The 15,876-nt window shown below is 34.8% G+C and carries 13 protein-coding genes; 11 read left to right on the top strand and 2 right to left on the bottom strand.

Annotated elements, in window-relative coordinates:
- Positions 1-85 precede the first annotated feature (85 nt).
- Entirely contained in the window at positions 86-1,165 is a 1,080-nt protein-coding gene (locus VB798_RS11905) for an LptF/LptG family permease (protein ID WP_323258693.1), read from the bottom strand.
- A gap of 565 nt (positions 1,166-1,730) precedes the next feature.
- Here VB798_RS11905 and VB798_RS11900 point away from each other — a divergent pair.
- The 3 genes from VB798_RS11900 (at position 1,731) to VB798_RS11890 (ending at position 5,221) form a co-directional block, all read left to right on the top strand.
- Positions 1,731-2,408 carry a helix-turn-helix transcriptional regulator gene (locus VB798_RS11900; RefSeq protein WP_323258692.1) on the top strand — a complete coding sequence of 226 codons (678 nt, stop codon included), beginning with the start codon at positions 1,731-1,733 and terminating at the stop codon, positions 2,406-2,408.
- Between the two features lie 420 nt (positions 2,409-2,828).
- Positions 2,829-3,515 carry a hypothetical protein gene (locus VB798_RS11895; RefSeq protein WP_323258691.1) on the top strand — a complete coding sequence of 229 codons (687 nt, stop codon included), beginning with the start codon at positions 2,829-2,831 and terminating at the stop codon, positions 3,513-3,515.
- 29 nt (positions 3,516-3,544) lie between these two features.
- Complete coding sequence (locus VB798_RS11890; protein ID WP_323258690.1) at positions 3,545-5,221, top strand: astroprincin family protein; 1,677 nt, start codon at positions 3,545-3,547, stop codon at positions 5,219-5,221.
- 88 nt (positions 5,222-5,309) lie between these two features.
- Here the strand turns inward: VB798_RS11890 and ileS are convergent, their stop codons facing one another.
- A complete protein-coding gene (ileS, locus tag VB798_RS11885) occupies positions 5,310-8,693 on the bottom strand; it encodes an isoleucine--tRNA ligase (protein ID WP_323258689.1) in 3,384 nt (1,127 codons plus the stop codon).
- A 230-nt stretch (positions 8,694-8,923) separates the two neighbouring features.
- Between ileS and VB798_RS11880 the strand changes: the two genes are divergently transcribed.
- From VB798_RS11880 to VB798_RS11845, 8 genes are all read left to right on the top strand, one after another.
- Complete coding sequence (locus VB798_RS11880; RefSeq protein ID WP_323258688.1) at positions 8,924-9,343, top strand: hypothetical protein; 420 nt, start codon at positions 8,924-8,926, stop codon at positions 9,341-9,343.
- Positions 9,344-9,361: 18 nt separating this feature from the next.
- Entirely contained in the window at positions 9,362-9,784 is a 423-nt protein-coding gene (locus tag VB798_RS11875) for a hypothetical protein (protein ID WP_323258687.1), read from the top strand.
- Between the two features lie 20 nt (positions 9,785-9,804).
- Positions 9,805-10,236, top strand: coding sequence for a hypothetical protein (locus VB798_RS11870; RefSeq protein ID WP_323258686.1), 432 nt, complete (start codon positions 9,805-9,807; stop codon positions 10,234-10,236).
- An 81-nt stretch (positions 10,237-10,317) separates the two neighbouring features.
- The gene (locus tag VB798_RS11865) at positions 10,318-10,764 is read left to right on the top strand and encodes a hypothetical protein (RefSeq protein WP_323258685.1); all 447 of its coding nucleotides are present in this window, start codon (positions 10,318-10,320) and stop codon (positions 10,762-10,764) included.
- Between the two features lie 240 nt (positions 10,765-11,004).
- The gene (locus VB798_RS11860; RefSeq protein WP_323258684.1) at positions 11,005-11,604 is read left to right on the top strand and encodes an RNA polymerase sigma factor; all 600 of its coding nucleotides are present in this window, start codon (positions 11,005-11,007) and stop codon (positions 11,602-11,604) included.
- Between the two features lie 205 nt (positions 11,605-11,809).
- Positions 11,810-13,126 carry an oligosaccharide flippase family protein gene (locus VB798_RS11855; RefSeq protein WP_323258683.1) on the top strand — a complete coding sequence of 439 codons (1,317 nt, stop codon included), beginning with the start codon at positions 11,810-11,812 and terminating at the stop codon, positions 13,124-13,126.
- A 172-nt stretch (positions 13,127-13,298) separates the two neighbouring features.
- The gene (locus VB798_RS11850; protein ID WP_323258682.1) at positions 13,299-14,324 is read left to right on the top strand and encodes a LacI family DNA-binding transcriptional regulator; all 1,026 of its coding nucleotides are present in this window, start codon (positions 13,299-13,301) and stop codon (positions 14,322-14,324) included.
- Positions 14,325-14,679: 355 nt separating this feature from the next.
- A complete protein-coding gene (locus VB798_RS11845; RefSeq protein WP_323258681.1) occupies positions 14,680-15,870 on the top strand; it encodes a glycoside hydrolase family 88 protein in 1,191 nt (396 codons plus the stop codon).
- The last annotated feature ends 6 nt before the right edge of the window (positions 15,871-15,876 follow it).

The raw sequence follows: 15,876 nt of genomic DNA, 5'->3' as shown, positions 1-15,876 counted from the left end.
TGTTTTGATTCTATCTTTTTCATTAGAGTCTGACTTAAGTCCAACCCTATTGGAAAAGAGGAAATTAACCTGTAAAAACTCCGAACTACCTCGGCACGGTATAATATAGAATAACGCCAATACCTGTAAAAACTAAATTCGGCAACCAGACGGCTAGGAGCGGAGGCATTCCGCCAGATTGTGCAATTCCTTTACTCATCATAAAGAATAAAATATACAAAAAGGCTAACATAAAGCCCAAAGCAATTTGAAAACCGACTCCGCCTCTTGATTTACGAGCAGAAACAATTACGCCAATAACACTCAGAATAATTACGGCAAATGGGTTGGCAAAACGTAAGTATTTCTCAATCAAGAAAATCTCAATGCCATCTGCTCCACGACTTCTGATTTGACTAATGGTTCTTTCTAGTTCAGAATTAGTTAACGTTTCATGAATTTGATAAGTACTTTCAAAATCTTTGGGAAGCAAATTGAGTGTTGTGTCAATTTTTGTTCCGTAAGTTAATTTTTGTTTGCCGTCAGGTAAGAATGTTCTTACTCGGTAATCAAAAATCGACCATTTTCTTCTGGTAGAATCCCAAGTGATATGGTCGGCAAGTAATTTGGTCTTTAATTCATGTCCTTCAATTTTATCTAAAGAAAATTTATAACCTGTTTGCGAACCTGTATCGTAGCTTTCCATATAGGCGTAATCGTGTGGACCAATTTTGATATGCACATCTCTGCCACTATAATAATAAGAACCTACTACGTACTTTCTTTCAAAGGCAATTCGGGTTTTATTGGCATTAGGAATTACCCAACCAACCATAAAAAAAGTAAGAATCCCAACGATGGAAGAAGCAATAATATAAGGACGGATAAAACGAGTAAAACTTACTCCTGTACTCAGAATCGCAATAATTTCGGTGCGAGCAGCCAAATTAGCGGTAAAGAAAACCGTAGCAATAAACACCATTAGCGGACTAATATAATTAGCCCAATAAGGAATAAAATTGAGGTAATAGTCAACCAGAACAGCGTGAAGAGAAGCTTTATTATCGATGAAATTGTCGATTTTTTCAGTATAATCAATCACCATAATAATAGAGACGATGATTAACACGGCAAAAAAATACGTTGTAAGGAATTTTTTAATGATGTATAAATCAAGAATTTTCATTTTTCTGTAAGTCACAATAGCGCCAATCGCAGCTATTCAAATCATAATATTTTACAAAGCTACGAATAAAAAAAAACTCTCAGGTTTGAAGTCATCATTTGCAGGATTAAAAATTGTTAATAAGCACTCGATGAAGGAATTAAGACTGCATCTAAGAAACTTTAGGTGATTTGTATTTCTGCGGTTTTGTTCAGTTTTATACGGAAAATTGCGTGAAAAAGATGGAAAATCCTATCTCCGAGATAGGTTGTCCTATCTTTTTCACGCAAAAAACCGCAAAAAAGATGCGTTAACCTATCATTTAGATAGCTTCACCTATCAAAATGATGGAACAAGCTATGAAAAAGACCCAACGACCTATCTAAAAGATAGCTTGTTCATTCTTTGAGATAGGTTCAAGCTTGTTTTTGATTAAAAAAGATGTCTTTAAGATTCTTGACTCATCTTTTAGCATTTACGGAAAATTTAACCGAATAATAAGTTTTTTGGAGATAAATGGCAGTTTGACCCCAATCCTTTACCCTATAGCGATTATATTTATAACGTTAAACTTAATCTGAACTCGATGATTGATACAAATCAGGAAATAATAGATAAGAATATCCTTGAAATTGCTAAAGTAGCTTGTAAACTACCGGGAGTAGTTGTTTTGCACGACCTTCGAGATTGGTCAGTTGCTTGGATGTCTCCAAGAGGGCTTGGCGAACTTGGCGTGACTTTAGAAGAAATTACCAGTTTATCTTCGGAAGAGTATTATTACCGCTATTTCAATCCAGAAGATTCTAAAGATTATGCCCCTAAAGTGTTGAGTTTGATGGAGCGCAATATTGCTGATGAAATTTGTACTTGTTTTCAGCAGGTGCGTTTTCGGATTAATGCTCCTTGGAAATGGCACATGGCAAGTACAATGGTTTTTGCTCGTGATGAAGAAGCAAAACCACTACTTGCTATTACTATAGCATTTCCTATCGACACCATGCACCACATGACGTTTAAGGCAGAGCGATTACTAGAAGAAAACAATTTTCTGCGCAATAATTTCCAGTTATTTTCAAGCCTGAGCAAACGGGAATGTGAAATTTTAAAATTACTGGCAATGGGAGTAAGCTCAATAGAAACAGCAGAAAAGCTATTTATTTCGATAGGAACAGTTGAAACACATCGAAAAAATATCAAGAAAAAACTCAATACTAATTCCTATTTTGAACTTTGTCAATTTGCTAGAGCCTTTAATTTAATTTAAAGATTTTTCGTAAAATACCCAGAAATGGGTATTGATTAGCGATGTTGGCATCGCTAATTTGCAGTAAAAGTTGTTGAAAAGTAAGAATTTAAGATACTTATAAAATCCATTTCAAGCTATTTTATGATGAAAGAGTAAAAAAATGACCGTATAATAAGTTTTCAAGGGCTTATGATTGACAGAATGATAGTCATTTTTATTTTTTCAGTATTTTCGATAATCTTTTCAGGATAAAGACTTTAGGCTATACATCGATTTCACCAAGTATATCCTTCAAATTTAACACACATCATAAGGTAATAAAGTCGATTGTTTTTCGATAAAACATGCAAATCGCATGGGTGATAGGCACGTCCATACTTTAGGATGACTCAAAAGGAATGTTCATAAAATATAATAAACCTTTATAAATATTACAGTATGAAAAAACTACTATTACTTTTAGTGACTATCTGTACAATCGGTGGGAGTGCCCTTTGTCAGGAAAAAGTTAAAATTAAAGCCCCCAACGATGGGAAGTTTGCGATTGGTTTGGGCATAGGAACAACACCCGGTTTTGATGTTTCTTACCAATACAACAGCCATTTGAGTGTTAAGTTGAATTACAATTACTTCAAATACAACACGAATGCGCAATTGGATATTTCGGATGAGAAGGTTGAGCTAGATGGAAATTTCGACATGAGTGCTGTTGGTTTATCGTTAGAATATTTCCCTTTTGAAAAGAGTAGCTTTAAACTAATTGGAGGCGTGAGTTATGTATTGAAAGGCGAATTAGGTGTATTAGCAACCCCAACAGAGAATTATACTTTTGGCGAGACAGTCTTTACTCCTGAAGAAGTAGGAAGTTTCAGGTTTGGGCTAGATTACGGTAAAGGAATTGCACCTTTTGTTGGCATCGGTTTTGGAAGAGCTGTTCCCAAAAAACGAATAGGTTTTGGTTTTGAATTAGGAACATATTACCTGAAAGAACCAGTAGTATCATTAACAGGCACAGAACGCCTAAGTAGTATGAATGAACAAGAAGCAAAAGTACAAGGCAACATGAATGACTGGCGTTATTGGCCAATGCTAAATCTTAGATTGGCAGTACGCATAAACAAGTAAATAACTTTAATCCTAAAAGATAAGAAATCATGAAACTAAAATATCGTAACTATATCCGTCCTATATTTTATACAATTTTTGGACTCTTTGTCGTCTTTGCCTGTCAGAAAATCAATCCATTCGAAGACGTAGAATTAACAGTCAATACAGACATTTATAAAGCTCCAATTTTGCTCAGGTTTGTAGATGGTAATGCAGATGCAACAAAAGTACCAGAAGGTTTAACTGTAACGATTTCTGGGCCAGATAAAAGTTTAGTATTAGACGATGCAGGCGGGAAAGATTATACTGTTATTGGAAATGTACTTCCATTGGTATTAAATAAGAATGTTAAGCCATCCGAAGCAAATCCTATTGAATTTACGGTTGCTGTTTCTGGAGTGGGCTATGTATCAACCAGTAAAACGATTACTGTTGTTAGTGCAGATAGTACTTTAGCATTTGACGTTCCCCTAACAAGTGTCGCTAGTCCTCCGCATGGTACAGCAGCAGCAACAAGTGTATTATCGTTGACGACTGGCTCAACAATTAATGTACCCGCTACTGCCGATAAAGCTGAGACGGCTCAGATTACGATAGCACCGGGAACACAAGTAAAAGATGCGACAGGAAATGTTATTAACGCAACAACTGTAAAAACACAAGTTGTTCAATATGGTACTGAAACTCAGGAAGCATTGACTAGTTTTCCGGGAGGTTTTGCTGCAGAGAATGTTGCTATGCAGAATGGAACTACTACTGAAGGTTCATTTATTACTGGTGGTTTTGTTGCGGTTGATATGGAAGCAGAAGGTAAAAAGGTTACAAGCTTTTCAAAACCAATTGATGTAAAAGTAGGAGTTAGCACAGAACTTGAAAACCCAGAAACAGGTCAAAAAGTACATGAAGGAGATAAAATTCCTACATGGAGTTATGATAGTGAGACAGGAGAGTGGAAAGAAGAAGGAGAAGCAATTGTAACAAAAGGAGCTGATGGTAAGTTGACAGCAACTTTTAAAGCAGCACACTTATCTTATTGGAATTTAGATTGGTATTATAGAGGATGTAGTAATAGGAGTACCACACTAAAATTTAGAGTAGCTTCCAATATCAATACTTATACAAATAGTTATGATTTTTATGGCTATTTATATTTAGTAGCTCCAAATGGTAGTCGCTCATATTATACATCAATTTCAAATTTTGATGTTTTAAATGGTAATTTGAATAATGGTTTTATCAATGCTGGAAGAGCCCCAAATAATTTCAGAGTTCAGCTTGACATTTTTTCAAGAAACAGTTCAGCTCTAATTGGTCGTTCTGCAGCTTTTGACCCTTGCTCATCTACTCCAGTTAATGTAAATGTCTCAGTACCTAATATACCACCATATATTAATATAGATATAGATTTTACAGTAAAATGTAGTAATAAGACCCTAAATATTAAACCATCAACTTGGGTAGATTTTTATGATAGTATTGATAGACGATGGGCGTCAACTTATGCGAGAAGCGGTAAGGCAAGTACTACTTTAAGAGAAGGAAGACCATATACTTTTTATACCTACTATGATGGTAAAAGTTATTCAGGTAGGGTTACGTTTGGAAAGAATTCATCTACCATCGTTACTTCTGGAGGTATAGGCATAACTGGAAATACAAGTTACAATGCTTCAACTGGTAGAGTAAGTGTCTTGGCAAGTTATACTGCTAATGATTGTAAATAATGGATTGAATATAATTTAAACAATAAAGGGAAGTCTTCATAAACGAAAACTTCCCTTTTTATTTTTTTCTTCAGATTTTCAATCCAAGTTACACAACTGCTACTTTAACCGTTAAAGTTAATTCTTCAAATTCAACTTCTTGTCCGTCGGCTAATTCGCTGACTACTTCCAACGATAGTGCTTGTACTTCTTGACTGATAAAGTCTTTGAAAGCCACAACGCCTGCGGTTACTTCTGCATCTGAATCTAATAATTGAATGCTGATTTTATCAGTTATTTCAAATCCTGAATCTTTACGTAAATTCTGGATACGATTAACAAAATCACGAGCGATACCTTCTTGTTTCAACTCAGGAGTAATGTTGATGTCTAAAGCAACAGTAATACCCGCATCTGATGCCGTTAAGTAGCCCGGTAAATCTTCTGTTTGTATTTCAACGTCTTCTAAAGCAATGGTGAAATTCTCAAGAACAATCGTTTTACTTTCTTCCAAAGCTTTCAAATCATCGGCTGTCATGGCAGTAATTACTGCGGCAACGGCTTTCATATCTTTTCCGAATTTTGGCCCTAATGCCTTAAAGTTTGGTTTTACTTTTTTCGACAATACGCCCGAAGCATCGTTTAAGTATTCTACGGCTTTGATATTTACTTCTGTCTTGATAAGTTCGTCCACATGGCGAATTTGTTCACGAGTTTGTTCACTCAAAATCGGAATCAAGATTTTAGATAATGGCTGACGAACTTTAATACGATTGGTTTTTCTCAATGAGTGAATCAAAGAACAAATTCTTTGTGCCAAATCCATTGAGGTTTCCAGTTCTGTATTAATCCATTCGTGCTGTACTTTCGGGAAGTTCGTTAAGTGAACAGACTCGTTGGTACTTGTTTTGGTGTCCGTTAAGTTTTTATACAACCAATCTCCATAAAAAGGAGCAATTGGCGACATCAACTGAGCAATCGTTTTCAAACAGAATGCTAAGGTTTCATAAGCCGATTGTTTGTCTGCCGTTACTTCGCCTTTCCAGAAACGTCTTCTGCCCAAACGCACATACCAGTTTGAAAGATGGTCACCCACAAATTCTTGGATGGCACGTCCTGCTTTTGTTGGTTCGTAAGTATTATAGGCCTCGTCCACTTCTTTTATCAAAGTTTGTAATTTTGATAAAATCCATTGGTCTAATTCTGTCGCAATCGTTTTGTCGAGCTTGCCTGTTGGCGAGTAGCCATCTAAATTGGCGTACAAAGCAAAGAAATTATAAGTATTCGTAAGCGTTCCGAAGAATTTGTTACGTACTTCGGTAATGCCTGCTAAATCAAATTTAAGGTTATCCCACGGCTGTGCGTTGGTAATCATGTACCAGCGAGTTGGGTCTGCACCGTACTTCTTCAAGGTTTCAAATGGGTCAACGGCATTGCCTAAGCGTTTAGACATTTTGTTGCCGTTTTTGTCTAAAACTAAACCTGTTGAGACCACATTTTTGAAAGCAACTGAATCAGAAATCATTGCCGAAATAGCGTGCAAAGTAAAGAACCAGCCACGAGTTTGGTCAACACCTTCCGAGATAAAATCTGCTGGGTAAGCTTCATCAAAAATATCTTTATTTTCAAATGGATAATGCCATTGTGCATAAGGCATTGCTCCAGAATCAAACCAAACGTCGATTAAGTCCGTTTCACGAGTCATCACTTTGCCCGAAGCAGAAATTAAATATACTTCATCCACAAACGGACGGTGCAAATCTTCTTTTCCTTCTTTCAACAAAGTCAAGAATTTTTCGTTGGCTGCACGTTGCTCTGCTGATAATACATCATCTTTCAAAGCGTGAGTAATGCCATTTTCTAATTCTTTCAAAGAACCAACGCATACTTCTTCGCTATCTTCCGAACGCCAAATTGGTAGCGGAGTTCCCCAATATCTTGAACGGGATAAATTCCAGTCAACCAAGTTTTCCAACCAGTTGCCAAAACGACCAGTACCTGTTGACTCAGGTTTCCAATTAATTGTGTTGTTCAAGGCAATCATTTTATCTTTTACTGCCGTTGTGCGGATAAACCAAGAATCTAATGGATAATACAAAACTGGTTTATCGGTTCTCCAACAGTGTGGATAAGGGTGATCAAACTTCTGAACATTGAAGGCTTTATTTTCAGTTTTTAACTGAATCGCAATGCGTTCGTCAACTGATAAATACTTGTCTCTTCCTTGTTTGATGCGTTGCTCTTCTTTTTCTGCGTCTGATAAATACGCTTCTTTTACTGGTTCGTTGGCATAATCAGTAATTTCAGCCACAAAACGACCTTGACGATTTACGATTGGAACATCTTTGCCATTTTCGTCTTTTACAAAAATCGAAGGAATTCCACTTTGTTGTGCCACTCTAAAGTCGTCCGCACCAAAAGTTGGCGAAGTATGAACGACACCTGTACCGTCTTCGGTCGTTACAAAATCGCCGATAATTACACGGAATGCTGGACTTTCTGGCTGAACGTAAGGCATTAATTGTTCGTACTCGATGCCTTCTAGGAAATTGCCTTTGAATTCGATTACGATTTTCCAAGGAATAATTTTGTCTCCGTCATTATACTTCGAAAAATCGCCATCTTTTCCTTTTTCGTTGAAGTATTTTCCAACCAAATCTTTCGCCAAAACTACATTTACAGGCTCGAAAGTGTATGGATTGAAAGATTTTACTAAAACGTAATCAATGTTTTTTCCGACCGTCAAAGCTGAGTTTGCGGGTAAAGTCCAAGGAGTAGTCGTCCAAGCTAAAATATAAATATTGCTACTATCGGCAGAATCAAACAAGAATCCAGATTTACCAGTCAATTTTACTTTAAATTGAGCCGTCAACGAAGTATCTTTTACATTTTGATACGTTCCAGGCATATTCAATTCATGTGAAGAAAGTCCCGTACCTGCCGCTGGCGAATAAGGCTGAATGGTATAACCTTTGTAGAGTAAACCCTTTTCGTAAAGTGTTTTCAACAAATGCCAAACCGATTCGATATAATCGTTTTCATAAGTAATGTATGGATTATCTAAATCCACCCAATAGCCCATCTTTTCGGTCAAATCGTTCCATTGGTCAGTGAATTTCATCACTGTTTCACGGCACTTTTTGTTATATTCTTCAACCGAAATTTTCTTGCCAATATCGTCTTTGGTGATACCTAATTCTTTTTCTACTTGCAATTCCACAGGTAAGCCGTGAGTGTCCCAACCGCCTTTGCGTTTTACTTGCTTGCCTTTTAAAGTTTGATAACGACAGAAAATATCCTTAATCGCACGAGCCATCACGTGGTGAATACCCGGAGTACCATTTGCCGAAGGTGGTCCTTCATAAAAAGTAAAAGTTGGATTGCCCTCACGGGTTTCGATAGATTTTTCAAAAATCTTTTCGTCTTGCCAAAATTTAAGGATTTCGTCTGCAACCTGACCGTAGTCAAGGTTTTTATATTCTTTAAAATTCATTATGGACTATAATTCGTTAATTGCTTTGTTAAAAATTATCTGCTGAGATGTTTTTAATGTAATAGGTTAGGAAAATTCCTGCAAAAGTACAATAAATGACTGGCTTTTGGAAGGATTAAGTACTAAGAAAAGTATTTTCAATATTCCAACGTTTTGGAGAAGAATGGTGTCTTTGCTGAGTTGGACATTCTGTTTCAAAAACAATCGTTTAAAAACCAACAAATAAACTGATGAAAAAAACACTTGTATTGACAATATTCTGTTTTTTTAGTTTGATTGCCTGTAAATCAGAGGATGTTGGCCCTAAAACTTTAGTAGGAGAATGGTCGCCAACTGATCGGTATCAATCCAGAAATAAAGATGGTACTTGGGGCAAATGGTATGTTTTGATTGGCATTACAGCAATGCCAGGCTGTAAATTTACAAATGATAATCGTTTCTATTTGACGGGCTCAAGCTACCATAATGATTGTTGTATTAATGGTGTAAAATACAAAGCCATAGATAATAAGATTTCTTTTTTGAATGTAGCGAGCGCTTGTAAATCGCCAACTTGTGTTCCTGATGGGTACATTTTTGAAACAAATCGTAAAGACACCTTAGTATTAGAAGAAAATTCTTTGAGAAGGGAATTTTACAGAACTAAGTAAAAAATAACCTTAAAGAACATGAAAAAGCATTTTCTAATAACAACTTTTCTTTTTTTGATTTTACTTTCTTGTAAAACAAAGGAAGAAATAAACCCGAATAGTTTGGTGAATAAATGGGTCGCTACTGGGCAGATGCAATCAAAAAAAGCCGATGGTACTTGGAGTGATTGGTATGTACTTCAAACTTTTGCTGCTGTAACACCTTCTGTTTGGGAGTTTACAAAAGGAGGCGATTTTTTGAGAAATGGAAAAGCTGGAGGAGAATGTTGTTTTGCGGGTAATAAGTACCAACTTACTGATAACCTAATTACATTTTCAGACCATTGTCCATTAGCTGATTGTGCTTTTATTTGTAGTCCTTGGAAAATTGAATATTTGAAAAACGATACTTTGGTGATAGAGCAGTGTACAACTAGAAACCAATTTGTTCGAGTAAAATAAATGTTTAAATCTTTGAAATTATGAAAATACTTTGTCTCTCACTTATTTCTTTTTTTGTTTTACTTTCTTGTAAATCAAAAGAAGAAATTGCTCCTAATGGTCTGGTAGGAAAATGGGTAGCCACTGGCTTGACACAATCCATGAACCAAGACAGTACTTGGAGTGCTTGGCGTGTTAATCCAACTTTTGCTTCCGTAACACCTTCTATTTGGGAATTTACAAATGATAGAAAGTTTCTCAGAGATGGAAAACCCGCTGCTGAATGTTGCTTTGCTGGTAATAGATATGCTGTTTCTGGGAATAAAATTACTTTTACAGAAACTGCGACTAATTGTGCTAATGTTCTTTGTTATAATTGTGGCACTAATTATTGGGAATTTTCAAAACCTACCGATGATACCTTAATACTTCAACAATGTATTACTAGAAATCAATTTGTTAGAGTAAAATAAAAATTTTAGGCTTTCCAACCTTCAAAATAATTTCTACGTCTTTGCTAAAAACAATTTATAAAATTTAAACTTTGAAATAACATGAAATTATTAACATTATGTGCAGGACTACTGTTGATGGCTAGTGCTTGTCAATCGGTAGAGGAAGTAAATCCATCAAAAGAAAATTCAGCAAAAATTTCTGCGGATAAATTGGTCGGAAAATGGAATCCTACTTATATCCAAAAAGGTAAAGAAGTAGATGCAAAGTGGACAACAATCAATACTTTGGTTGCTTTGCCGACCATAGAGTTTACGGCTGACGGAAAATTTTTAAGTGATGGAAAACCCGGTGCTGACTGTTGCGGTTGGGTTGGAAATAAATATACTTTGAAGGACAGTAAAATTATTTTCTCTGATTTTAATCCATGTCCAAATGTTGCTTGTATCGCTATTGCTTGCGACGGTTGGACAGTCCAAAAAATAGAAAGTGATACTCTTGTATTAGAAAGTTGCTTTAATGTTAGCAAATTCGTCAAAGCCAAATAATAATCGGTTTACGAAACATTGTTTAACCTCATAACAAGTATTAAAATTGTTTTTGCCTCTGTGAGTAAATCTTGCAGAGGTTTTTTTGTGCCATTCGTGAAAGTGAGAAGTATTATTGAGCCTTTAAGTTCAAGAATAAAGCATGTTGTGAGAGGAGAATATAAATTCTTTACTAAAAAATCATAAAATTATTTTATTTAATGTTTTTATTATTATATTTGCTTAATCAATTAAGCAACCATGGAAAATAAACAGCTCGAAACGTTATCAAAATCGAATGATTTTTATCTCGAATTATGGAATCAAGCTAGGTTAGGTAGCAGGGAAGCATACGCCCAACTTTGTGAGAGCCATTATAGAACATTGTTTAACTATGGGCTGAATCTGACAAAAGATAGAGAATTGGTCAAGGATGTGATTCAGGACTTGTTTTTATACCTTTGGGAAAAACGTAATGTAATTGGGGAAATCAATGTAATGACGATTTACTTGATTCGTGCTACTCGAAATAATTTGATTTCACAGTTACGTAAAAATCAATGGAATGTACTCTACGATAATTTTGATAGTGAAGATGAGCTTACAGATGAGCAAACAATAGAAAGTAGCTTAATCGAATATGAACGATATTCACAAAACGAGCAAAGGATGAGAAAAGCCATTGAATTATTACCAAAACGCCAAAGAGAAGTACTTTTCTTGAAGTTTTACCAAGGAGTAAGTAATACAGATATTGCAAATTTGATGAATATTAATAATCAATCGGTGTCTAACCATCTTCAGAAAGCACTGATTACTTTAAGAGCTTTATTCCCTAACCACTGGAAAAAATTGTTTTAGGCTTTCTCAATTACATAGCGATATTATGACGATGACTTCCTCTCAATCATAATATTTTATACTAAGTTTGTAACAATATATAGCAATAAAGGACTATAGATATGATAAATCTATCACAAGATGTATAAGTGTTTATAGTTGTTTTGCTTACCTTTGATGGTGCAATTCTCCACAAGACCGCTATTATATTGTCAAATTTATAAAAATGAATGTTGTATTAAGGAATATTAGAGGTTTACTACTCCTTCAATTAGTTAGTTATGTATTGCCTTTAGTTGTTATACCCTATGTTTTTAGGGCTATTGGTCCTATTTATACAGGTAAAGTAAACTTTTCTCAATCGTACATCAATTATTTTTTGTTGTTGATTAATTACGGCTTTGATATTACTGGTACAAAGCGTATTTCGGTAGTTAAGGATAAGCCCAAAGAATTAGTTGAAACGTTTAATGAAATTATTTCTACCAAGATTTTCTTGTTCGTTATTAGTACTGTTGTATTTCTTATTTGTACTTTATTGATACCAACACTTCGTTCAGAGTTTGCTCTTCATTTTTACTCTTTTAGTTTTTGTTTGGGTTGGGTATTTTTCCCGACTTGGTTTTTTCATGGTATTCAAGAAATCCAGACGGCTGCGCTTATTGCTTTGTGTTTTAAGTTAGTTTCTTCAATCGCTATTTTCTTTGTTGTGAACGATGTTGAGTCATTTTATTGGTTTAACATTCTGACAAGTTTAGGACAAATTTTGGCGGGTTTATGGGCATTTTATCTTGCCATGAAACGCTACAATATTAGCTTTTACTTCATTAAGCTTCAACGAATTATTGAATTATTGATTGAAGAGCGTTTCTATTTTGTCTCTACAATCGTGGTTAATTTATACACTACTACGAATGTTTTTTTGATTGGCTTTCTGTTAGACGATAGGAGTGTCGGAATTTACTCAGCAGCAGTTAGGCTTATTACTATTGTTGTTACTGTTTGTATTAACCCGATATCGCAATCTATTTTCCCTGAGATTGCGAACAAAATGAATGCTAATCTCCAAAAGGGTTTAGAATTAGTCCAGAACATTATTCCTGTAGTATTCTTCATCACAGTTTTAGGAACAGTTTTTCTCTATATAGTAGCGCCATTTATTGTTTCCTTTATTTTCGGTGAGAAATTTGTTGACTCAATAGGCGTATTTCAATACTTGTGTATCATTCCAATTTTATCCAGTTTGAGTTTGTTTCAAGCACATACCATGTTAAGTTTGAAATTAGATAGATACATTCTGAATATTACTTTGATTGCTGGTATTGTTAGTGTTGCTATCAATCTTATTTTTATCAATATGCTTCAATATTATGCTTCAGTACTAGCATACGTTTCTGTGGAGGCATTTATCTTGATTGCTGGATATTTTGTACTGAGATATAAAGGATTGACTGTCATTGTTTTTGATAACTTCTCTGCTAAATCATTCCGTTATTTAATCAAGAATTTTAATCTTTTTGGAAATAAATCAGCGGAAAATTGACGGGTGGAAATGGCGTAATATGATGAATATTTGAACAATTTCACTTCGACCATCTCGTATAAATCTCTATTCCCTTGATTAATCGGTAATATCTTCTCGATAAATTAAAATAATCGTTTAACTTGTCTTATATTTATCCAATTTTATAAGCAATCCATTTAACTATACTGAGATGAAAAAAATGTCTATTAAGGCTGTTGCCGAAACATTAAAAATTTCAACTGCAACTGTTTCTTATATCCTTAATGGCAAAGCCAAAGAAAAACGTATTAGCGAAGAACTTACGAAAAGGGTGCTAGCGTATGTTGAAGAAAACAATTTTAAGCCCAATCACCTCGCTAAAAGTTTAAGAACAGGCAAAACCAACGTAATTGGATTAATTGTTGAAGACATTGCCGATCCGTTTTTTGCCAGTGTAGCTGGAAATATCGAGAACATCGCTTATGAAAATGGCTATAAAATTATCTACAGCAGCACCAAAAATAACCCCGTAAAAGCGAAAGAATTAATCAATACTTTTAGAGAAAGAAATGTAGATGGCTATATCATTACACCAACAGAAGGACTTGAAAATGACATTACTCAGTTGATTAATAGCGGTTTACCTGTTGTGCTTTTTGATAGAAATTGTACGGATATCGACGTTAGTTATGTTGGAATGGACAACTTTGATAGTGCCTACAAAGCTGTAAAGCATCTGATTTCAAAAGATTATAAAAACATCGCTTTGATTACGCTTGATTCTTCACAAGCACAAATGATTGACCGTTTATTAGGCTATGAAAAAGCTGTTTATGAAAAACGTATTCCTTCAATCATCAAGAAGTTTGAATACTCTTCTGCCAAAGTAAACAATATTACGGAGGAAATTGAACAATTTTTAATAGAGAATCCATCTGTAGATGCACTTTTTTTTGCAACCAATTATTTAGCAATCAGCGGTATAGAATTATTAAATCGTAAAAGAATCAAAATTGGAAAAGACATCGGTATCATGGTATTTGATGATAACGATTTGTTTAGAATTCACCAGCCTTCAATTTCGGCAGTTGCCCAACCCATTACCGAAATGTCCAAACAATTAATCAATACTTTATTAATGCACATGGAAAATACGGATAAGTACGATGCCCAAGAGTACATTATGCCTGCTTCTATTATTATTAGAGATTCTTCATCGAAAGAAGAGATTGCTTAACTGATTAACCTACCGTGTTGCTCCTTTTCGTTTTTTCATTAATATTCGAGCCTTTTTACTGCTAAAAAGTAATAAAAATGGGTTCTAATTTTGCTTGTCTATAAAATAGCTAAAATATACCCTTCAAAAAGTACTTTTTTTCTCCTTAACCTGAATTGTCATTCTTTGATAAATATAACAATAGAAATATTTTGTGATATATTTTTTTTAAATTAGATTTGCTTAATCATTTAAGCAAATCTAATTTCGATACTCCTTTCACTAAATTTCTAAATGACAAGAAATAATCAATCAGTATTCTAACCGAAACTAAACGTCATTACTATTGAAAGCAGGGTATGTTAATTACAAATCAATGAGAAAAGCAATCATATTATCAATCCTTTTTGTCACTTTAGCTTTACAGGCTAGAGCACAGTTTTTAGCTCAGCAAAATATTGATTATTGTGCTAAACAGGCGAGTAAAACCATTAGTGTTTTGCCAACAGATGGACAATTGAATATTCCAAGAAGCATTAATAAGAATACAAAAGATTGGCGATTGGTTGATTACCAAGATTGGTGCAGTGGCTTTTGGTCGGGTGCATTATGGTACTTGTATGAAGGAACGAAGAACCCTTTTTTCAAAACCCAAGCCGAGAGATTCGACAAACAATTATTGCCATTATCCGAACAAAAAGTAGCTTATGACCACGATTTGGGCTTCCAAATTTTTTGTAGTTATGGCAACGGTTACAGACTAACTAAAAACCCCTCTTATAAAAAAGTAATGCTAAACACAGCGAATGTATTAGCAACTTTATATAATCCAAAAGTTGGGACGATACTTTCTTGGCCCAGAGAAGTACAAAAGTTTGGTGCGCATAATACCATTATTGATAATATGATAAACCTAGAATTGTTGTTTTGGGCATCCAAAAATGGAGGAAATAAAAACCTCTATAAAATTGCCGAAACACATGCTTTGACGACGATGAAAAACCATTTCAGGGACGATTATACTTCATATCATGTGGTTTTGTATGATACCTTGACGGGGAAAAAAATCAAAGGAATTACTCATCAAGGCTACGCCGACCATACTATGTGGGCAAGAGGGCAATCCTGGGCTATTTATGGTTTTACGATGTGTTATCGTGAAACGAAGAATCCTAAATTCTTAGTTTTTGCCCAAAAAGTAAGTGACGTATATTTAAAAAGTTTACCAGACGAAAGCCTAATTCCTTTCTGGGATTTTAATGCACCTGATATTCCTAATCCTCCTCGTGATGCTTCTGCGGCAGCGGTTACGGCTTCTGCTTTGCTTGAACTTTCTACTTTGGTAAAAGATAAAAAGAAGGCTGTGCTTTATTATTCAAAAGCCAAGAAAATGCTTGAAAGTCTTTCAACAACAAATTATCAAAGTGGCGCAGTGAATGATGCCTTTTTATTGCATTCGACAGGAAATATGCCAATTGGTGGCGAAATAGATGCTTCAATCATTTATGCAGACTATTATTACATCGAAGCCTTGTTGCGTTATAAAAAAATGAATCAAAAGAAATAAAATAAA

It is taken from the genome of Arcicella lustrica (assembly GCF_034930985.1).
Classification (GTDB): Bacteria; Bacteroidota; Bacteroidia; order Cytophagales; family Spirosomataceae; genus Arcicella; species Arcicella lustrica.
Note: the sequence above shows the minus strand (reverse complement) of the source record. Positions and strands in the feature narration are given on the sequence as shown.